This is a genomic window from uncultured Amphritea sp. (genome assembly GCF_937127095.1).
GTDB lineage: Bacteria > Pseudomonadota > Gammaproteobacteria > Pseudomonadales > Balneatricaceae > Amphritea.
Genome location: NZ_CAKZLP010000078.1, coordinates 64205 through 85764 on the forward strand (window position 1 = coordinate 64205; position 21560 = coordinate 85764).

At 49.5% G+C, this 21560-nt stretch carries 18 protein-coding genes; 3 read left to right on the forward strand and 15 right to left on the reverse strand.

The genetic code is table 11. The annotated features are described in order from the left end of the window. Positions 1-149: 149 nt before the first annotated feature. The 10 genes from Q0499_RS20610 to gap form a co-directional block, all read right to left on the reverse strand. Entirely contained in the window at positions 150-1115 is a 966-nt protein-coding gene (locus Q0499_RS20610) for a carbohydrate kinase (RefSeq protein ID WP_299203786.1), read from the reverse strand. Beyond that, the gene (pgi, locus tag Q0499_RS20615; protein WP_299203789.1) at positions 1115-2770 is read right to left on the reverse strand and encodes a glucose-6-phosphate isomerase; all 1656 of its coding nucleotides are present in this window, start codon (positions 2768-2770) and stop codon (positions 1115-1117) included. Before pgi ends, Q0499_RS20610 begins: the two co-directional genes overlap by 1 nt. Next, a complete protein-coding gene (locus Q0499_RS20620; RefSeq protein ID WP_299203792.1) occupies positions 2763-4253 on the reverse strand; it encodes a mannitol dehydrogenase family protein in 1491 nt (496 codons plus the stop codon). The genes pgi and Q0499_RS20620 overlap by 8 nt, the downstream gene beginning before the upstream one ends. A 151-nt stretch (positions 4254-4404) precedes the next feature. Then, positions 4405-5514 carry a sn-glycerol-3-phosphate ABC transporter ATP-binding protein UgpC gene (gene ugpC / locus Q0499_RS20625; protein WP_299203795.1) on the reverse strand — a complete coding sequence of 370 codons (1110 nt, stop codon included), beginning with the start codon at positions 5512-5514 and terminating at the stop codon, positions 4405-4407. 13 nt (positions 5515-5527) lie between these two features. Then, complete coding sequence (locus Q0499_RS20630) at positions 5528-6361, reverse strand: carbohydrate ABC transporter permease (protein WP_299203798.1); 834 nt, start codon at positions 6359-6361, stop codon at positions 5528-5530. Between the two features lie 19 nt (positions 6362-6380). Then, entirely contained in the window at positions 6381-7259 is an 879-nt protein-coding gene (locus Q0499_RS20635; protein ID WP_299203801.1) for a sugar ABC transporter permease, read from the reverse strand. A gap of 157 nt (positions 7260-7416) precedes the next feature. Then, the gene (locus Q0499_RS20640; RefSeq protein ID WP_299204043.1) at positions 7417-8706 is read right to left on the reverse strand and encodes a sugar ABC transporter substrate-binding protein; all 1290 of its coding nucleotides are present in this window, start codon (positions 8704-8706) and stop codon (positions 7417-7419) included. Positions 8707-8994: 288 nt separating this feature from the next. Beyond that, a complete protein-coding gene (locus Q0499_RS20645; protein ID WP_299203804.1) occupies positions 8995-9894 on the reverse strand; it encodes an AraC family transcriptional regulator in 900 nt (299 codons plus the stop codon). Positions 9895-10226: 332 nt separating this feature from the next. Beyond that, positions 10227-11660, reverse strand: a complete 1434-nt coding sequence (gene pyk / locus Q0499_RS20650; protein ID WP_299203807.1) for a pyruvate kinase — start codon at positions 11658-11660, stop codon at positions 10227-10229. Between the two features lie 13 nt (positions 11661-11673). Continuing rightward, a complete protein-coding gene (gene gap, locus Q0499_RS20655) occupies positions 11674-12678 on the reverse strand; it encodes a type I glyceraldehyde-3-phosphate dehydrogenase (protein ID WP_299203810.1) in 1005 nt (334 codons plus the stop codon). Positions 12679-12863: 185 nt separating this feature from the next. Here gap and edd point away from each other — a divergent pair, with 185 nt between their 5' ends. Further along, positions 12864-14681, forward strand: coding sequence for a phosphogluconate dehydratase (gene edd, locus Q0499_RS20660; protein WP_299203813.1), 1818 nt, complete (start codon positions 12864-12866; stop codon positions 14679-14681). 80 nt (positions 14682-14761) lie between these two features. Then, entirely contained in the window at positions 14762-15682 is a 921-nt protein-coding gene (locus Q0499_RS20665) for a D-hexose-6-phosphate mutarotase (RefSeq protein ID WP_299203816.1), read from the forward strand. 60 nt (positions 15683-15742) lie between these two features. Here the strand turns inward: Q0499_RS20665 and Q0499_RS20670 are convergent, their stop codons facing one another. The 4 genes from Q0499_RS20670 to zwf all read right to left on the reverse strand — a co-directional run bounded on the left by Q0499_RS20670 (position 15743) and on the right by zwf (position 19217). Then, positions 15743-16207 (reverse strand): methylglyoxal synthase, encoded by a 465-nt coding sequence (locus Q0499_RS20670; RefSeq protein WP_299203819.1) that lies wholly within the window; start codon positions 16205-16207, stop codon positions 15743-15745. Between the two features lie 122 nt (positions 16208-16329). After that, on the reverse strand, positions 16330-16998 hold the full coding sequence (locus Q0499_RS20675) for a bifunctional 4-hydroxy-2-oxoglutarate aldolase/2-dehydro-3-deoxy-phosphogluconate aldolase (RefSeq protein WP_299203822.1): 669 nt from the start codon (positions 16996-16998) through the stop codon (positions 16330-16332). 49 nt (positions 16999-17047) lie between these two features. Continuing rightward, entirely contained in the window at positions 17048-17755 is a 708-nt protein-coding gene (pgl, locus tag Q0499_RS20680; protein ID WP_299203825.1) for a 6-phosphogluconolactonase, read from the reverse strand. Continuing rightward, positions 17742-19217, reverse strand: a complete 1476-nt coding sequence (gene zwf / locus Q0499_RS20685; protein ID WP_299203828.1) for a glucose-6-phosphate dehydrogenase — start codon at positions 19215-19217, stop codon at positions 17742-17744. Before zwf ends, pgl begins: the two co-directional genes overlap by 14 nt. 257 nt (positions 19218-19474) lie before the next feature. On the opposite strand from zwf, the gene Q0499_RS20690 reads away from it, so the two are divergent. Then, positions 19475-20320, forward strand: coding sequence for a MurR/RpiR family transcriptional regulator (locus tag Q0499_RS20690; RefSeq protein ID WP_299203831.1), 846 nt, complete (start codon positions 19475-19477; stop codon positions 20318-20320). A 91-nt stretch (positions 20321-20411) separates the two neighbouring features. Here the strand turns inward: Q0499_RS20690 and Q0499_RS20695 are convergent, their stop codons facing one another. Further along, positions 20412-21509: a DUF6765 family protein gene (locus tag Q0499_RS20695; RefSeq protein ID WP_299203834.1), complete on the reverse strand. Its 1098-nt coding sequence runs from the start codon at positions 21507-21509 to the stop codon at positions 20412-20414. Positions 21510-21560: the final 51 nt, after the last annotated feature.

Here is a 21560-nt window from a genome sequence, read left to right on the forward strand (position 1 = left end):
TTTTGATTTGTACTTTTGTGATTTTATATATTGTTTTTATGGATTTTTAAGGGTTTTATAATCGAGTGTTTCTGATATAAAAACCAGGCCTGTATCAGAAGAGCATCTTGCGGGTACTTTTCTGATTCAAGTTTTCCAATCTGATAACCTCAAATAATGAGGTCTGAATGGGTAGGAAGTGAGGTGAAAGCCCCTTTTTTTGTCACGGCATGAGCACCACATCGGCATGCGAATCTGAGAGTTTCTTCAATTAATTCAGGTATTTTAAGTGTTTCAAAGATGCCAGCAGAAGATATGTTCAGCTTAGCCAGAGAAAATAATAAGCCCCCTATAAATGCATCGCCAGCAGCAGTACTGTCAACCATAGTCACTTTAGGAGGAGAGATTTCTCCTTGCCTATTCTGGGTATAAAAACGTAATTTTTCTCCGCCATCGGTAATAATAATTAGCGAAACACCCGTGAATAGCATCTTATTGATGATGTCGTTTTCATCGTGGTTGCTACAAAAAAAATCTAGTTCTTCGGCTGATAATTTAATAATGTCTGACTTTTTTATGCATTGCCATATAGGTTCAAGAGGGTCGCGATTATTTGGCCATAAATTCAATCTAAGATTAATATCAAAACTAATCATAAATCCCGCTTTTTTTGCTTTATCTATACCTTCGTTCGTTGTTGTTTCAATGGTTTCATGGGTCAGGGTATTTGAACAGAAATGGAATATACCCGGTTCACTAAACCAGTCGGATTTAAACTCTGCAGTCTGGAAAAAAAGATCAGCAGAAGGGTTGCGATAAAATTCGAAACTACGCTCACCTGTATGGTCCAGGGAGACGAAAGCAAGCGCTGTATTCGCTTCACTTGTACTCAGTAGATAGTCAGTGTTGACGTTTGCGTCCTGCAATGACTCACGCATAAAATCCCCGAACATATCCTTACCTACTTTACCGGCAAAGTAACTACGTCCCCCCAACTTGCCGACTGCTGCAGCAACGTTGGCAGGTGCGCCACCCGGAAACTTGATAAAGGCTTCAGGCCCATCTGAATGCTGATTATTGATTCGGGTTGAAAGCATATCCACCAATGCTTCACCGAAGGAGATAATTTTATCCATCAGTCTGTACTCTGCTTCTTTGAGGTTTTAGTTTTTTGTGTGACAACCTCAGCCTTAGTCGCGTTAACCGTGAGCCGTTGTCTGACTATTTCCAGTAGCCCCTGGGTAGATGCGTCATAATCCGAACTTTTACGTTCAATATTGCGACTGATCTCTGTGGCTAACCGTTTGCCAAGCTGTACACCCCATTGGTCAAATGAGTTGATATTCCAGATAGCCCCCTGGACAAAGACTTTGTGTTCATAGAGTGCTATCAGCGCGCCCAGATTTCGTGGGTTTAACTGATCCAGCAGGATGACATTGCTGGGACGGTTTCCGGGGCAGCTGGCATAATCCAGTTTTCCTTCAATAACGTCACCGTTCATAAATGCGTTTGCCTGTGCCAGCATATTGGTGAGCAGGGCAAACTGATGCTCCTCGGTTTCCTTATCATCGGGCAGCGAAGCGATAAAGTCGATTGGTACAAAACGGGTTCCCTGATGCAGCAGTTGGAAAAATGCGTGCTGTCCATTGGAGCCGGTTTGTCCCCAGATAATTGGCCCGGTAGCATAATTGACGGGCTTCCCCTCACTGTCGACAGACTTCCCGTTACTTTCCATATCCAATTGTTGTAGGAAAGAGGGCAGCTGATGTAAGGCCTGATCATAGGGAATGATGGCCTGAGTTTCAGCGCCGAGAAAATTAGTGTTCCAGATGCCGATCAACGCCATGAGTACTGGCATGTTCTGGCGCAAAGGTGCTTCCATAAAGTGCCTGTCCATCTCATAGGCGCCCTCAAGCAGTTCAATAAATAGTGTGTAACCGATACTTAATGCGATTGGCAGACCGATACTGGACCAGAGTGAATAGCGTCCTCCTACCCAGGCCCAGAACTCGAAAATATTCTCCTGTTTGATGCCGAACTCCATGGCAGCGTCTTTGTTGGTGGATACTGCAACGAAGTGCTGACCGATATCGGCTTCGGTCCCCCCTGTTGATGCCATAAACCAGCGTTTTGCGCTATTGGCGTTGAGCAGTGTTTCCTGCGTTGAGAAGGTTTTCGTTGAGACAATGAAGAGTGACGTTTCAGGGTCAAGTCCACTAAGTACCTTTTTGATATGTTGACCATCAACATTGGAGACAAAATGGAAGCTCAGATTCGGGTGCTTGTAGGCATGTAGTGCGCGGCAGACCATATTGGGGCCAAGGTCGGACCCGCCAATACCGATATTAATGATATGACGAATCGGTTTGCCGGAATAACCCAGCCACTCTCCATCACGAACTTTATTGCTGAATGCTTCCAGTTTTTGCAGGCTGGCATGGATGTCAGGCATAACGTCGCGACCATTGACGACCACGAGCTCCGGGCCCCGGTTGCGCAAAGCGATATGCAACACCGGACGCTTCTCGGTGACATTGATAATATCACCAGAGAACATCTGTGCCCGGCGCTGTCGCAGAGGCGAGTGCTCAGCCAACTGCTCCAGAGTGGTAAGTACCTTGTCGGACAGCTTGTTCTTGGAGTAATCCAGAAACAGTCCCCCCAGACGCACACTCATTTTCTGGAATCGCTCCGGATCCTGGGCAAAGTAGTCGGCTATCCGGTCATCGCGGGTATCTTCGGCCAGCTGTTTAAGTTTTTTCCAGGTGACCGATTGATCAAGTTCATACATGTTGTCTTTCCTCTGCCTGAACCGCTTGCGCATTCAACGCTTCAAGCATATCCAGAACACCCTGAGACTCGATCTGAGTCAGTGCTGTATTGAATAGTTGAGTAAACTCATCTGAAGCGATTAACTCAGATCCGAAAAGATCCTCTAAGTTAAGAAATGCATCACTGATGGATGATCCCTGACTCACTGCAACCTTAAGCCTTTCAGCCATAGGGTCCTGAATGGCATCAACCGCCTGACTGCGGAGATAAGCCGCCCAGCCGGCGATAATAAATGCAAGGCGATGTAACGGCAGTCCTTGTGACAGACATTGCTGAATAGTGGGCGTGAGAAATTTTGGTATTTTGCCGGAGCCATCCATGCATAATCGTGCGAGCTGATCAGCCATTTTCTGGTTAGAAAATCGCTGAATCAGAGTGTCTTTGTAAGCCTCAATGTCGACTCCAGGAATGTTTCCCAGCACCGGAGTAACATCATTGTTCATAAAGTTGCGAATGAAGCTTACAAAGCGTCTGTCATTCATCACATCATTGGTATAGCGGTAACCTGCAAGATATCCCAGATACCCCATTGCTGAATGACTGGCATTGAGCAGACGGATCTTCATTAACTCATAGGGGGTGACATCCTGAGTTAGCTGGACACCGACGGTATCCCAATCGGGGCGACCATTGCAGAAATCGTCCTCCAATACCCATTGCATGAATGGTTCACAGATCACCGGCCAGCGATCTTCAATGTCATAGTTATCTGCCAGCCATTGGGTATGTTCTGGTATTGTCATCGGTGTGATTCGGTCAACCATGCTGTTTGGGAAGCTGACATGGATGTTAATCCAGTCGTATAGTTCAGGGTCACTCTGCTGAGCAAAGGCCAGCAAGGCTTTTCGGGCTACCTGACCGTTGTGTGGCAGGTTATCGCAGGACATTACCGTGAAGGGTTTGATTCCTCGTGCTTTTCGTCTGGCGAGTGCTTCGCAAAGGTAACCAAATACCGTGCAGGGTGAAGCAGGGTTATTCAGGTCGTGGATAATATCAGGGTTGTTGAGGTTAAATTCACCGGTATTGTCATCGACGTTATAACCTCCTTCGGTAATTGTGAGTGACGCGATTCTGACATCCGGATCTGCCAGCTTTTCAAGCACTGCGGCGGGTGAATCCGGGGCAAACAGAAAGTTTGAAATCGCACCAATGACGCTCACCTTTGTCTCTTGCTGGTGATCGAGTTCCATCAGTGTGTAGAGATAGTCCTGCTGTGCCAGTGCTTGTTGCATGGCCCGGTCAGATTCACGCAACCCAACACCGCAAATGGCCCAGTTTCCATCACCTTTTTGCAATAACTGTTCGGTATAAACAGCCTCGTGAGAGCGGTGAAAACCGCCGACACCGATGTGCACAATGCCATGTTTTCTCATGTTTCTCAGGTAAGACGGCCGGTGGACCCGGCTGTCTAGCTGAGTTAACGTTGAATTATTTAGTTTCATGTTAATCACCTTGGTAAACGCCATACTCTCAAGGCAGTAAAGTCAGGCCCAAATATTCAGGCTGGGCGCTTTAGCCGAGACGCAAAGGCCCTTTGCCCTGCCATTAAGGGGCTGAACAGGGGCCGGCTATACAGAGCTTTATTAATGCATGTTAAGCGACTTCGGCTGCCCGACTCAGTCTGGGAACAGCCTTACCATTCGTATCGAAGAGATGACACTGAAGAGGGTCGAGATTAAGCCCGATGGTCTCTCCAAAGGTGCCCAAAAAATCGCCTGGTGTACGGATGGTAATCATCTGTTTATCCAGGGTTTTTACATAGCAGTAGGTATCACTGCCTAAGTGTTCAGCGACATCGAGAATAGCCTGGAATTTGCTACTGTTTTTATCGGTAATGATGACATGCTCAGGACGTACACCGATATTCACATCACTACCTGGTTGAATTGAGTCGGATGATACCGGTACTTCAATCTCATAACCGGAGGTAAGCTCGGCTGTAACGCCGCTTGCACTGACTGATTTTACCTTGCCCGGGAGGAAGCTCATTTTAGGCATACCGAGGAAACCTGCGACAAACTCATTCACCGGGTGGTGGTAGAGTTCCATTGGCGAGCCGACCTGTTCGATTCTACCCTGATTAAGTACAACCACCTTATCGGCCAGTGTCATAGCCTCAACCTGATCATGGGTGACATATATCATGGTTGCATTCAGGTCCTGATGCAGTCTTGCTAACTCAAGACGCATCTGTACCCGCAGTGCAGCATCCAGGTTTGAAAGAGGCTCATCAAAGAGGAATATCTCCGGATGACGCACAATTGAGCGACCGATAGCGACACGCTGACGCTGTCCGCCTGACAGGTCTTTGGGTTTTCGGTCGAGCAACGGGCCCAGTTCAAGAATTCGCGCGGCTTCATCTACTTTTGAGTTGATGGTCTCTTTATCCTGACCCGCCAACTCCAGCGCAAACGACATGTTTTTGCGCACCGACATATGTGGATATAGCGCGTAACTCTGAAACACCATCGCCAGATCACGTTTCGCCGGAGCCAGTTCGGTTATCTCTTTATCATTGAGAAAGATCTCACCACTGGAGACCTCTTCCAGCCCTGCGATTGAGCGCAACAGGGTCGACTTACCGCAGCCTGATGGTCCGACAAAGACGACGAATTCATGATCTTTAATATCGAGATTGATACCTTTAAGAATCTCAGTTTCACCGTAAGATTTTCTTAGATTTTTTATTGTTAAATCAGCCATGGGATCACCTTAATTATTTAACGGCGCCGAAGGACAAGCCGCGAACCAGTTGTTTCTGACTTATCCAGCCAAATACCAGAATGGGCGCACAGGCCAGCGTTGATACGGCGGACAATTTTGCCCAGAAGAGTCCTTCGGGACTGGAGTAGGAAGCGATCAGGGCGGTCAGTGGTGCCGCTTGTGACGCGGTCAGGTTTAGTGACCAGAACGCTTCGTTCCAACATAGAATCAGTGACAGTAGAACAGTGGAAGCTAACCCGCCTTTACTCATTGGCAGCAGGACTTTCCAGATCTCCTGAAACAGAGTAGCGCCATCCATTCGCGCTGCTTCGAGAATATCTTTAGGTATCTCTTTGAAATATGTATAGGCCATCCAGACCATAATCGGCAGGTTTATCAGTGTGTAGATAATCACCAGACCGAGCTTGGTATCCAGCATGCCGGTGTCTTTAAACAGCAGGTAGATGGGCACCAGTACGCCCACAGGTGGTAACATCTTGGTTGACAGCATCCATAGCAGAGTGGACTTTGTCCGTTTCGTTTCAAAAAATGCCATTGAGTAGGCGGCAGGCACGGCGATTAGCATGCCGATAATAGTTGAACCAAATGAGACCACGACGGAGTTCCAGGCAAAGTGGAAATAGTCGCTACGCTCATTAATGGAGGTGTAGTTCTCCAGTGTCGGCGTAAAGAATAACTGTGGTGGTGTTGCAAAGGCATCGATTTCCGTCTTAAAACTGGTGAGAATCATCCAGAAAATCGGGAAAAATATAATCAGTGCTACCAACCAGGCGATCGTTCCCAGAACGACGGTCTGGGCGCGACGACGTTGTTTAAGGCTTAACATAATATTACCTCTGCAAGCATTACTTATCGGTCAGGCTTTTGCCAACCAGTCGTACAAGGAAGAAAGCTGCGACATTAGCGAGTATGACCGCAATCAATCCGCCCGCTGATGCCAAACCAACATCAAATTGCAGCAGTGCCTGACTGTAGATCAGATAGGCCAGGTTGGTGGTTTCATAGCCTGGTCCTCCACCGGTGGTGGTGAAAATCTCAGCGAAAATAGACAACAGGAAGATAGTTTCGATCATCACGACGACGGCAATCGGTCGGGCTAGGTGCGGCAGGGTCAGATAGCGGAATAATGCGATTGGTCCGGCACCATCCAGACGAGCGGCTTCCTGTTGCTCTTGATCGAGGGACTGCAGCGCGGTCATCAACAGCAGAATGGCAAAGGGTAACCACTGCCATGAGACGATCATAATGATTGAGAACAGCGGATAATCTGTAAACCAGTCAATGGGTTGAGCGCCAAAGAAGGTCCAGACGGCGGTGAATACACCGGCTACCGGATCTAATAACAGGTTTTTCCACACCAGTGCGTTCACGGTCGGCATGATAAAGAAGGGAGATATCAGCAACACACGGACGATACCCTGTCCCCAGAAAGCCTGATTAACCAATACTGAGATGAGTACACCCAGTACCACCGTAATCAGTAATACGGAGCCAACCAGCAGTAGGGTATTACTCATACCCGGGCCAAAGCCTTCATCAGTCAGGAAATATTCAAAGTTTTCCAGGCCAATAAATTCATTTTCGCCGGGGTATAGCAGGTTGTAACGGATCAGTGAAAAGTAAATGGTCATGGATAACGGGACAATCATCCATAGCAAAAGAAGCAGTACGGAAGGCGATACCATGTACCGACTCATCCGGGCATTCTGTTTCGCTATCCCCATTATACTTCCCTCTTGAGAACAAGATGCCGAAGTGGCACTCGCCTCAATCGTTGTGATTTTATTCATAGCAATATCTCACAGGATAAGTATAGACAGTCAACATTCGTGCTGACACTAAAAGCCTGGGTGATGGCTTTTAATGTCAGCTTTGAAAGTACTACTTGTAATAGCGGGCGCGTTTCATTTCTCGGGAAGTGATATTTTGCGCGCTTTTGAGTGCCTGATCGACGGTCATTGAACCTGCCAGGGCGCCTGAGACAAGCTTGCCTACCTGAGTTGCAATAGACTGAAATTCAGGGATGGCGGCAAACTGCACACCAACATAAGGGGAAGGCTTAAGGGTGGAATCGTTGGCATCCGCCTTGTTCATCGATTCCAGTGTTTTTGCTGCGAATGGCGCGGCAGCCATATATTCAGGATTTGCATAGGTGGATGCACGGGTACCCGGTGGTACTTTTTCGATACCACTGGTTGCTGCGACCAGCTGGCTATACTCTTTTGAGGTTGCCCAGGTGGTGAAGGTTTTGGCAGCGTCTTTTGCATCGGAGCTTTGCGGAATAGCCAGCGCCCAGGACCAGAGCCATCCTGCACCTTTAGTCGTGACCTGCTTGGGAGCAAGAGCGAAGCCTACATTATCGGCCACGTTACTCTGAGATTTGTCGGTGACAAATGCACCGGCCACAGTTGCATCCATCCACATAGCGCACTTACCGCTATTGAAGAGTGCCAGGTTTTCGTTGAAGCCGTTGGATGATGCACCTGGAGGACCATATGTGCCTAATAGGTCGACGTAAAAGCTAACGGTATTGTTCCATTCTGCACCATTAAACTCAGGTTTCCAGTTTTCATCAAACCAGCGTGCACCGAAAGCGTTAGACATCGTGGTGAGTAAGGCCATATTTTCGCCCCAGCCTGCTTTTCCGCGCAGACAGATGCCGTATTGACCCTCATCGGGTTTATGCAGTGTTTGAGCGAATCCTTTGACTTCATCCCAGGTCGGTTGCTCTGGCATTGAAAGACCAGCCTGCTCGAACAGATCTTTACGGTAATAGGTCATTGAGCTTTCAGCATAGAACGGCAGGGCGTAGAGAGTGCCATCTGCTGATAGTCCACCTTTAACAGCAGGAAATATATCTTCCAGATCGTAGTCCGCTGGTAGATTATCCATGGGTGTCAACCAGCCTTGCTTACCCCAGATTGGCGCTTCGTACATGCCAATAGTCATGACATCAAACTGACCACCTTTGGTGGCGATATCGGTTGTCAGACGCTGTCTGAGAACATTCTCTTCAAGAACAACCCATTCCAGTTTTATATCAGGGTGTGATTTTTCAAATTCTGCAGTAAAGCTTTGCATACGGACCATATCGCCGTTGTTGACAGTGCCGATGGTTACCGTTGTGGCTGCGTTAGCTTGGGGGATAGTTGTTGCCACACCCATAGCCATCACTATTGGAAGGATATGTTTCTTACTCATACTCGAACCTCTAATTATTTTTGTCTTTAGGTCGATTGTGATAAATCGTTAATTCCAACACTGTTTTATTCTTAAGATATCTTAAAATAATTCTATGCTGGTTTGAGTATTACACTCTTTACGGCTAGGACTAACAAATACATAGACTATTAAAGATATGTACTTATTTGCACTAATTATAGTTGTGTTTAAAATAACTAATTGATTTTTATTGATTAAATATGTTTTTAATTAAAATAAAGGCTAAAAAAGTACCTATTAGCTTTTGTATAGTGCATCCAGGGAGGTTTTTCTATATTCAGAGGGGGTCATGCTTTTGATGTCAGAGAACCTGCGGTTGAAGTTGGCAATGTTATTAAAACCGACAGTGAAACAGATCTCCGTGATAGGTTCATCGCTGTGAGCCAGTAGTTCGCACGCTTTGTTGACGCGTAGACCGTTAACAAACTCTATAAAACGATGTCCGGTAGATTTTTTAAAGAATCTCGAAAAATAGGTTGGACTCATCTTTAGCTTATCCGCAACTTCTTCCAGCGTAACCTCGGTGTCATAGTGGTCAAAGATGTAGTTGATCGCTACATTGAGGCGATTGAGGGTTTTCTTATCCATCAATGGTTTGAAAGAGGAAGATGAAAGAACGCGATATTCCTTCATGGCCGCAAGTAGTTCGATTAACACCCAGAACCGTGTAAGACGTCTGAAGCCGGTTGAGCGGGCGATCTCTTCAAAAAGCGCTATGGCCTGGGGTATTTCAGTGGCATTGAGAAACTCTATGCCATGGGTTGCACGGTTCCAGAATGGGTGTAACTGTTTTAGCTCCGGAAAGGTTCGCTCACTATTTTGTATGAAGCCTTCAGAGAAGTTTATGACCTGATCGCGCAGGGCAATGGACTCCTCTTTGTCTATTTGACTTATCCAGTTGTGGGGGAGGTTAGGACCAACCAGAATTAAACTGTTGGGGGTGAAGTTGCCAATGTAATTGCCGATGAATACTTTCCCAGAGCTTTCTCTTATCAGATGAAGCTCATACTCTTCATGGTAGTGCCAGCGCACTAGCGGGCTTGGGATGCCATGTTCAAGATAGCGGATCGACTCTCCGCCCGGCTGCTCAACCAGTTCGAATTCTGGTTGGATGCGTTGTATATTATTTTTATTCATGGTGCATCTACCTTCAATAGCAGTGACAAAATCTATCAAATCTGTTCAGTATTGTGAATTCATATTGTATATGAGTTGGAATAGTCTCCTGTCAGGCGCGGTTGCATGCTGATGGCGTTATGATTCTGACCCTGTCCAATCTGTTCACCGTTATATTCAGGTCACCCTTTATTGCGATCTCTTTAGTAGAGCTTATATTGACTCGAATTATGCATATTAAAAAAAGGGCGCTCATATTAACGATATGAGAGCCCCAAAGACCTTTGTATTCACTCAGGTCATTCCGCGAACGAGAAACTTTTCAGTTGAGTTTTTAAGATAAGCTTTGCAACTTAAACTCTCAGCACTTTCATCGTGTTGGTGCCTCCCTGAGCGTTCAGATAATCACCTTTGGTGATGATGACCATATCTCCCGGTGCAACGATTTTGCGTTCCAGTAATTCCTGAATCGCTTTAGCGTTGATCTCTTCGGGGTCATACTGTTCGGCATAAAACGGGATGGTGTACACCCCACGATATAAACCGACCCGGTATAGGGTATCCTCTCTGCCTGACAGGGCGAAGATCGGTACTGAGGTGCGTAAGCGTGACATCAACTGGGGTGTCGCGCCGGTTTCGGTCATGCTGATAATCGCTTTAAGACCTATCAGGTGGTTGGCCGCATAGATTGTCGACAGCGCGATGGTTTCATCAATGTCATGGAAATCTTCATTGATTCGGTGCTTTGATCGCTTTGATGAAGGGTGGCGTTCTGCTCCGAGGCAGACCCGGGCCATCGCCTGAACGGTTTCTATTGGATAGTCGCCTGCTGCGGTTTCTGCCGATAGCATCACCGCATCGGTATAGTCCAGCACCGCGTTGGCAACATCCGATACCTCCGCCCGGGTTGGCATTGGGCTGCTGATCATCGACTCCATCATCTGGGTGGCGGTGATTACTACCGTATTCAGCGTGCGGGCACGGGCGATAATATGCTTCTGCACCGCGATTAGTTCGGCATCACCGATCTCGACCGCCAGGTCCCCCCGGGCCACCATTACTGCTTCTGAGGCGCGGATAATATCGTCCAGTACCTCAGGGTCGGCAACGGTTTCCGCCCGTTCGATCTTGGCTACCAGACCTGCAGTTGAACCTGCTGCCCGGAGTAACGCGCGGGCTTCATGCATATCCGCCGCATCACGGGGGAAGGACACCGCAACATAATCCACCCCTATCGCGGCGGCCGTTATAATGTCTTCTTTGTCTTTATCGGTCAGTGCCTTTGCGGAGAGTCCGCCGCCCAGCCGGTTAATACCTTTATTGTTAGACAGCCAGCCGCCTACCAGAACCACGGTATCCAGCTTGTGCTCAAAGGTTTCGGTGACTTTTAGTTCAACGCGGCCATCATCTAGCAGCAGAATATCGCCCACGCGGGCATCTTCTATCAGTGCTTTGTAATCCAGACCGACCTGTGTCACGTCTCCTGCGTCCCGGTCCAGGGTGGCATTCAGGCTGAAAGGCTGACCGATTTTCAATTTAACCTTCTGTTCGGCAAAGCGGGAGATACGGATCTTTGGCCCCTGCAGATCGCCTAGAATGGAGACAAACCGGCCGTGCTTTCTGGACAGTTTACGTACCAGTTCTGCACGTTGACGATGGTCTTCCGCTTCGCCATGGGAAAAATTGAGGCGCACCACATCGGCCCCGGCGAGTATCAGTTTTTCGAGTTGCTCTTCACTGCTGGTCGCAGGGCCCAGCGTGGCGATGATCTTGGTACGTCTCAACATTTTTATAGTGTCCTCAGGCTGGCGCGTGCATCAGCGCCAGAGTGTTATCCAGCATACGGTTGGAGAATCCCCATTCGTTGTCATACCAGGACATCACTTTCACCAGACGGCCGGACACTTTAGTTTGCGACGCGTCAAAAATGGAGGAGAGCGGGTTATGGTTGAAGTCGATAGAGACCAGTGGCAGTTCGTTATAGCCGAGTACGGCTGAGTTTTTAGCGGCCGTCGCCAGCAACTGATTAACTTCCTCGATAGAGGTTTGTCGTTCAGCAATAAAGCTGAGATCAACCAGTGAGACATTGATGGTAGGTACGCGTACTGCCATACCATCAATCTTGCCCGCAAGCTCTGGCAATACCAGGCCGACTGCCGCCGCTGCGCCGGTTTTTGTCGGGATCATCGACTGGGTTGCCGAACGAGCTCGATAAAGATCTGAGTGATACACATCGGAGAGGTTCTGATCATTGGTATAGGAGTGGATAGTGGTCATCAGGCCGCTCTCAATACCGATCTGTTGTTGCAGAACCTGAGCCACCGGTGCCAGGCAGTTTGTGGTGCAGGATGCGTTCGAGATAACCTCATGAGACTGCCGTAGAATCTGATCATTGACGCCATAAACAACGGTGGCATCGACATTTTTACCGGGTGCAGAGATGATCACCTTGCGGGCGCCTGCGGCAATATGCTGCGCGGCTTTAGCGCGTTCTGTGAACAGCCCGGTACACTCATAAACGACATCGATGTTCAGCTCTTTCCAGGGGAGTTCTGCCGGATTACGCATTGAACTGATAGAGATCGTGTCGCCGTTAACTATAATACTCTCTGAAGTATGCTCCACTTCGCCATTAAAATGGCCGTGAACAGAGTCATATTGAAACAGGTGGGCATTAATCGCCGCGTCGCCCAGGTCGTTAATAGCAACAACCTGAATGTCGTGGCGGTAGTTATTTTCATAAAGTGCTCTGAGCACATTGCGGCCGATTCGCCCAAAACCGTTGATTGCGACGCGAATAGTCATGGAATATACCTCGGAATTTGCGTTGTTACTGTTATTTGTTGCTAATGTTACGTAGTTTATGTCAAAAATCAATGGAGATTTAAAATTTATATTAGTAAACTTACCTAAAAATATTATTGGACCTTCATATATAGGCTTTCATATATAAGTTTCGGGTCTGACTAAAGAATAGCCCAGGAGTTACTATGCACACCATTGTTAAACAGGTTACCGATCGAATCGTAGAGCGCAGCCAGGCCACCCGGGAAGCGTATCTACGGCAGATGAAAGATGCTGAAGATAAGGGTGTCCATCGGGCGCGTTTATCCTGCGGTAACCTGGCGCATGGTTTTGCGGCCTGTGGTGCTGATGATAAACAGGCACTGAAGATGGTGAATGCGGTGAATGTCGGGATTATTTCCTCCTATAACGACATGTTGTCGGCACACCAGCCCTTCGAGCAGTTTCCGGAACAGATTCGACAAGCGGTGCATGAGCTGGGCTCTGTGGCTCAGTTTGCCGGTGGTGTGCCAGCAATGTGTGACGGTGTTACCCAGGGACAGCCGGGCATGGAACTGAGTCTGTTTAGCCGTGATGTGATTGCGATGGCGACAGCGGTGGGCTTGTCGCACAATATGTTTGATGCGGCTCTTTACCTGGGTGTGTGCGATAAGATTGTCCCCGGGTTACTGATCGGTGCGCTACGTTTTGGTCACCTGCCGACGCTGTTTGTACCAGCCGGACCTATGCCCAGCGGTTTACCCAATAAAGAGAAGGCGAAGATTCGCCAGCTGTATGCCGAAGGCAAGGTTGGACGGGATGCGCTGCTGCAGTGTGAATCCGACTCCTACCACAGTGCCGGCACCTGCACCTTTTATGGCACCGCTAACAGCAATCAGATGGTGGTTGAGGTGATGGGGTTGCATCTGCCGGGGTCTTCCTTTGTCAATCCGGGCACCGAGATGCGCGAGGCGCTGACCCGTGAAGCGGCAAAACAGGCGGTGCGTCTGACGGCTCAGAACGGTGAATTCACACCGCTGTATAAGATAGTCGATGAGCGCTCTCTGGTGAATGCTGTGGTGGCGTTGCTGGCGACCGGTGGCTCAACCAACCATACGATGCACCTGATCGCCATTGCCCGTGCGGCAGGGGTGATTATTAACTGGGATGACTTTTCTGATCTTTCCGATGTCGTACCGTTGCTGGCGAAAGTCTATCCCAACGGTGAAGCGGATATTAATCATTTCCAGGCGGCGGGTGGCGTGGGTTATCTGGTGCGGGAACTGTTGGCTGGCGGATTTCTCCATGAAGATGTGATGACGGTGGTGGGGCAGGGGTTATCCCGTTACACTCAGGAGCCCTTCCTTGAGGATGGCAAGTTGGTATGGCGTGAAGGTGTTAAAACGTCTCTGGACGCTAACGTGCTCAGCACGGTGGATAAGCCTTTCAGCCCGAATGGTGGCTTAAAACTGATGCAGGGTAATCTTGGGCGGGGCGTGATTAAAGTCTCGGCGGTTTCACCTGAACATCAAGTCGTGGAAGCACCGGCAATTGTATTTGAAGATCAGGATGATATTGCAGCAGCCTTTAACCGGGGCGAGCTTGAGCGTGATTTCGTCGCGGTGGTACGTTATCAGGGGCCGAAATCCAACGGTATGCCTGAACTGCATAAACTCACGCCCTATCTGGGTACGCTGCAGGATCGTGGTTTTAAGGTTGCGCTGGTGACTGATGGGCGGATGTCCGGTGCATCGGGTAAAGTACCGGCCGCTATCCATGTCTGGCCGGAAGCCCGTCTCGGTGGACCGTTAGCTCAGGTGGCGGATGGTGATCTGATCCGGGTTGACGCGACGACCGGCACTCTGGAGCTGATCGCTGACGATTCATCCTGGTTGTCCCGTGGTCAGACCATGCCTGCTTCTGCAGCGAAGCACCATCATGCGATGGGGCGGGAGTTGTTTGCGCCGATGCGCGATCAGGTGTCATGCGCTGAAGAGGGAGCCGGGGTTTTTAGTTTTGTGTGATAGATAAGCAGAGGGAGAAGATGGGCTGTATTGGCCCGGCTTCGTTAGATGGGGCGAGAGTTTCAAAAGGGTCAGGCCAGATGAGTGATTCAACATTAAAAGCGGATCTTGAGCAGCAAATCTCCCGTTTTGCTGATGGACAGCATGCGCTGCAGTGGTGTGGTTATGATCTGCTGCTATGTAAGCAGAGCTGGGGCGAGCTGGTTATCTCTTTGTTGGGGGGGCAGGTGTTGCTGTTCCGGCCTGCGGGTGAAAAGCCCCTGTTATGGCTGACCGCAAAACCAGTTGGTGCGCCAGGGGCGATCCGTGGCGGAGTGCCTGTCTGCTGGCCCTGGTTTGCGGAACATCCTGAAAAGCCTGAGCTGACTAAACATGGTGTTGCCCGCACTGCGCGTTGGCAGATCGATTCTCAGGCCGTTGATGCAGCGGGTGGGCGGTGGTTGATGTCGCCGGAGCAATCGCTTTTAGACGGGATTCAGTTGCAACTGGAGATCACTGTGGCAGATGCTGAGCTTTCGCTGGCGCTGACCACCACTAATGGGTCTGATCAGCCGCTGGCTGTGACTCAGGCACTGCACAGTTATTTTGCGGTGTCTGATAGCCGTGAGACTGAGATACTGGGATTAGCGGGTTGCCGCTGTCTGGATAAGGTTCAGGGGATGCAACCGGGAGTGATGCCGTCATCCCTGCGCTTTACTGCGGAAACTGATCTGGTGGTTGAACAGGCAGATAATAGTGAGGCGGTGGTGCTGATTGATCATGGCTGGAAGCGTGGGTTGCGCATCACTAAGAGGGGTGGTGGCTCAACGGTTGTCTGGAATCCGGGAGCTGCGGCGGCAAACATCGGTGATATAGGGATGGATCAGGTGTCCCGATTTGTCTGTGTCGAGGCTGCCAGAACCCGGTTTTTTGATGATCAGACGCTGGCTGTCGGAGCAACGCAGACACTGGCTACGTCGGTCAGTGTGCTGCCATACCCTCAGCGCGATCAGCTGGAATAAGCCCACCCTTATCACGATTCATTTCAACGCATCAGGGCAGAGTCTTTCTGCCTTTTTTGTTTACGGATTATTGAGCCGTTTCTGCAGATAGTTTTCATAATCCGGTACGCTATAGGGGTGCTTCTGACTCAGTAGTGGCGAGCTGATCATGAAGTCGGCTGAGCTTCGGCTACAGGCAACCGCAACATTCCAAACTGCCGCAACCCGCAACAGCGCTTTAACATCAGGGTCGTGGGGCATCGGCTCGAAGGGATCCCAGAAGAATACAATAATGTCGATCTTCTGTTCGGTCAGCATCGCGCCAATCTGCTGATCGCCACCCAGTGGGCCGCTGATCAGTTTGGTGATCGGGATTTGCAGGCTGTTTTCCAGCAGATGGCCGGTGGTACCGGTGGCATACAGCTGGTGTTGGCTTAGAATACTCAGGTTCTTGTGTGTCCAGTCGAGCAGATCCTGTTTCATATTGTCATGAGCGATCAGTGCGATGCGTTTCTGTTCCGGCATCTCAATCTGCTTCATATCCATTCAGGCCTCCTTTTTGTGTTATGTCTATTGATCTCGATAAATAAAAAAGCCCGCATAGCAGCGGGCAAGCCTTACATCAGGTAACGGTTAGCTGAAGTTGAAACTCCCGGGTTTGCATCGCTTCAGAGGCTGCTTTGAGAAGCGCTTGAGACCGCCTCTTTCGCCAGGCGCATGATGCCTGCCCAGTCTTTATTAGCGATCAGCTCATCCGGTGTCAGCCAGGTGCCACCAACGCACATGACGTTTGCCAGGGCGAGATAATCTGCCGCGGTGTGCACCCGGATGCCTCCGGTAGGGCAGAACCGGATATCAGCAAAGGGGCCGCCGAAGGCTTTCAGTGCCGCTGTGCCGCCGGATATCTCTGCCGGGAAAAATTTAAAGCGCTTATACCCCCGTTTGATCCCCTCCATCATCTCAGAAACGGTCTGAATACCTGGCAGATAGATCGTGTCACTGTTTACACCGTAGTCCAGTAGCTCGCCGGTGATACCCGGACTGACAATAAATGAGCTGCCGCTATCGACACAGCGCTGAAAGCTTTCAGGATCGATAACGGTGCCGGCGCCAACCTTTGCCTGAGGCACTGAGTGGGCTATCGCTTCGATCACTTTGAGGGCATTCCCGGTGCGCAGGGTGACTTCAAGTACAGGCAGTCCGCCTTCAACCAGTGCTTCTGCGATAGGAATCGCGTCTTCGACTTTTTCGATGGTCAGAACCGGAATCACCGGGCCCAGGCTGCAGAGTTGATCTATTTGGGTGATCATCTCGGGTGGTAGTGTATGTTTGCTCATAGTGTAATCCTGTATCTTTTCAAGGCTGGCGATAGCAAATGCTTTGAGTCTATGGCGCCCAGTAAATGGTCATCGGGTGTTGTAAAAACAGGCTGACGGGCATTGACATGGGCGTACTCGCAAGTGCTTTTGCCAGGGTGTCCAGCTTGTCGTTACCGCAGATATGTAATATCAGTGACTCGCTATTCAGCAGTCTTGCTGGAGTTAATGTCATTCTGGCGTGGGGCGCTGTGGTTGGGTTAACGGCTACACAGTCTGCCGTGCTGGAAAGTGCTGACTCCAGTTCCGCAGAGCAGGGAAACAACGATGCGGTATGACCATCATTACCCATACCCAGAATGACCAGATCGAGACTGCCATCAATGGAGGATAAGCGCTGATGGCACTGCTCTGTCGCCTCTTCAGCCGAACACCCGGGTTGCCAGAGCGGAATAAAGCGTGCCGCGCTGGCATTGCCCTGTAGCAAATGCGTGCGTAGCAGTTTCTCGTTGCTGTCGGGTTCGTCCGGGCTGACCCAGCGGTCATCAACCAGGGTGACAGTCACTGAATTCCACGCCAGTTGAGTTTTACTCAGGCGATTAAACAGCGGTATCGGTGTCGAACCCCCTGATAGCGCAAGGCTTGCTCTGCCCCTGTGTTTAATTGCGTGACTGAGCGTTGTTTCAATCTGCTCTGACAGGTTTGATGTCAGCGCTTCTCTGGAGTCAAATGCGCAGACCTTTACATTATCCGGGAAATTCAGATCACTGATCTTCATACCAGCTATTCCCATCTTTAATTAGCATCAGGTCGGCTGCTTTCGGGCCCCAGCTTCCTGCTGCATAGGGCAGCGGGGCTTTGTTCTCATGTTTCCAGTGCTCCATTAACTGGTCACACCAGTTCCAGGCATGTTCCACTTCATCCCTGCGAACGAAGAGGTACTGGTTGCCCTGAATGACTTCCAGCAGTAGTCGCTCGTATGCGTCGGGAATCCGGTTCTGTTCAAATGACTGCGAGAAGTTCAGGTTCAGCGATTCACTTCGTAGCCGCATCCCTTTATTCAGCCCGTGGTCTTTGTTAAGAATCTGCAGGGAGATTCCCTCTTCGGGTTGCAGGCGGATAATCAGTTTGTTCTGTGCCAGATGGCGCTGGCTTTCATCAAAGATGAAGTGCGGTTGCGGCTTAAAATGGATCGTTATCTGCGAGAGCTTTTCTGGCAGTCGTTTGCCGGTGCGCAGGTAGAAGGGGACTCCGGCCCAGCGCCAGTTGTTGATCTCAGCTTTTATCGACACAAAGGTTTCGGTGTTGCTGTCGGGATTAGCACCCTCTTCATCCATATAGCCGGGTACAGGGTTCCCTTCGACCAGGCCTTTTGTATAGCGTCCACGCACCACATGTGTGTTGCACATCTCCGCTGATATAGGTCGCAGGGCTTTCAGTACCTTCACCTTTTCATTGCGGATCATATCGGCTGACAGGTCATCCGGTGGGTCCATCGCCGTGAGGCAGAGCAACTGTAACAGGTGGTTTTGTACCATGTCCCGCATCTGGCCCGCTTTATCGAAGTAGCCCCAGCGGCCCTCAATGCCGACTTTCTCTGCCACGGTAATTTCAACGTGAGAGATGTGGCTTTGATTCCACTGTGAACCAAACAGTGGGTTGGCAAAGCGTAAAGCGATCAGGTTTTGTACAGTTTCTTTACCCAGATAGTGATCGATACGGTAGATCTGGGTTTCATCAAAATATTCGGCCACCTGATCGTTAACCTCATTGGAGGAGCGCAGGTTATGGCCAATCGGTTTTTCCAGTACAACACAGCTGTTGGTGTTAATGCAGTTGCTCTTGGTCAGGTTTTTACTGATGGAGCCATAGATAGATGCAGGTGTGGCGTAATAGAAAATACGAGCCCGCTCGGCGCTCATATCCAGACTGTTTTTCAGTTCCTGATAGCTATCAGCTTCGGTGAAGTTAACAGGACAGTACTCAACTTTTGCCAGAAAGCGTGTCAGTGCTTCAGCCTCCAGTTCGTGGGTCTTAACGAACTTGTTCAGGCTTGCTTCGCAGATGTTACAGAAGCTGTCGTTGTCTTCATCGTGTCTGGCAACACCGATGATGCGTGTGTCTTGTCCCAGCAACTCTGCACTTTCTAGCTGAAAGAGTGCAGGGATCAGTTTTCGTTGCGCCAGATCACCCATGGCACCGAATATCACTATGTCGCTGGAGGTATTAACAATAGACATGGCTGAACCTGTATTTTGTAGTTATTAAGGCAAATTATGTGCGTATATTATGCAATGATTTACTGTATTTCAACTATTATATATGTAATATAACAACATAATTGGTCTGAGAGCGTTAAAAATCATCCCTGAAACTATTCTGAAGTGAGCCACAGAAGTGCTGGCAGCTTCGATTGTACAGCGGTATAGTCACCGCTATATTACTAAATGTAGTTAAATAACCACCATTTAGTCTACTTGAACAGAGTAAAGAAGCTATGAACCTGTTAGAGCAGATTTACGATCGTCTGGAATCGTTAAATAAATCAGAGCGTAAAGTTGCCAATGTCATCATTGGTGATCCGGCGACGGCAACGCGATTGAGTATCGCCTCCCTGGCGCAGGCTGCCTCAGTGAGTGAACCTACGGTAAACCGTTTTTGCCGTAACTTTGAGGCGAAAGGCTATCCTGATTTTAAAATTCAGCTGGCCCAGAGTCTGGCGGGTGGCACACCCTATGTCAGCCGAACTGTAGAGCAGGATGACTCAACCGAAGAGTACACCGATAAGATTTTCACCTCGACTATTGCTGCACTGGATATTGCCCGTAAAGGGGTGAATGCGGGGCTGATTAGTAAAGCGGTTGATTATCTTATTCAGGCGAAGCAGATCTCGTTTTTAGGGCTGGGGGCATCCGGGCCGGTTGCTACCGATGCGCAGCACAAGTTTTTTCGTTTCAACCTGCCCGTGGCAGCCTATGAAGATGTACTGATGATGCGCATGGTGGCCGCAGCGGCGCACACCGGTGATGTGTTTGTGGTTATCTCTTATACCGGTCGTACCCGGGAGCTGGTGGATGTTGCTAAGATCGCCAGAGAGAATGGTGCCACGGTGATTGGTATCTCTGCGGAAAACTCACCGCTGGCGAAAGAGTGTACGGTGTTGCTGGCGGCGCCGACGCCGGAAGATACCGATATCTATATGCCCATGACATCACGCATCGTGCAGTTAACCCTGCTGGATGTTCTCGCCACCGGAGTAACCCTGCGGCGTGGGGTCGATTTTCATCAGCACCTTAAGAAGATTAAAGAGAGCCTTAAAGCGACCCGCTATCCGAATGAATAACCGACACGTTCACTATTGCTAAGATTATCTGAAGCCCGCCAATGATAGCGGGCTTTTTCATATATCAACGGTCAGATCAGCAGAGCAGAGGTTATGCCGCACTGATGCCGTAACGGGGCAGAATATCACTAATCACCGCAAAGCGGTGGGCCAGAAGCGCGTCATGGAAATGCTTCCAGTCACTGTCGAGAAAAGAGGGATGATAGGCAAAAACCTGATTGTTTAACTGTTTTGAGCGGGTGTCGCTGATCGATTTGTATTTCCAGGAGCCTCTACCCTTGGCGATATATTCCAGTTTTTCAGCCGGAAAACCGAACTCTCCATTCTCGATCGCTTTAAGCCAGACTTTGTGGCGCTTGTCGCCATCTTCCTCCACAGTATTGCGAAACATCGTATCAAGTTTTACCTTGTCCTCCTGGGTAAGTCCGGCAACGCTGGCGTCGGCATCTCCCAGCTGAAAGCACCGCATCGCTTTGCACATCTCATCGGCGGCTTGCAAAAAATCCCGAGGGTTATCACGTTCGATATAAGTTCCTTCGCCATTGGTGTAGTGCCACTTGAGATAGGGACGGTCGGGATAGCTCAGTGCGGCACCATGCCCGAGGGGCAGCATCCCTCCGACAAAGGTTGAGGTGATATCGTCAAACCGGTCGGAGAAGAAATCTTTAACTTTATCCAGCAGGCCGGGGTCTGGATTGTTATTTTCATCGAGTACATCCAGTACCAGATTGATCCTGTCGTTGATCCCTGCAAACCCCTGATGGGCCCAGGTATCCGCATAGACATGCATGGTGATGCCAAGGCGGTGCAGGGCGTTGGGCTTGTTAGCATCTTCAATACAGGCACGCACCATATCTTTTGCCACGTAACTGTTGGGTTTGCAGACAATTTTTTGACGAAAATCAGCGTCAGGATTCAGTCCCGCTGCTTTGCCTTCGTTTCCCGGTAGAAAGTGAAAGGGGATCCACACCTGATGGTTCGCCAGCCTCTCGATGTTTTTATAGTCGAGCATTTTATGGGCCGAGGCGATGCGTTTATACATCGCCAGATTATCGAAGCTGATCAGGCCATCATTGGTCGCATCGTCAACATATTGCGCGGCATGGGCGATGATCTCGGCTTTGGCATGACCGAAGCCGGATAATCGCGCGATAACGTAGGTTGCTCCGTGGTGAAAATCGATCTGCATGGTAACTCTCCTTCTACCTGATTAACGGACTGATGTTGATCGGGTTTATGG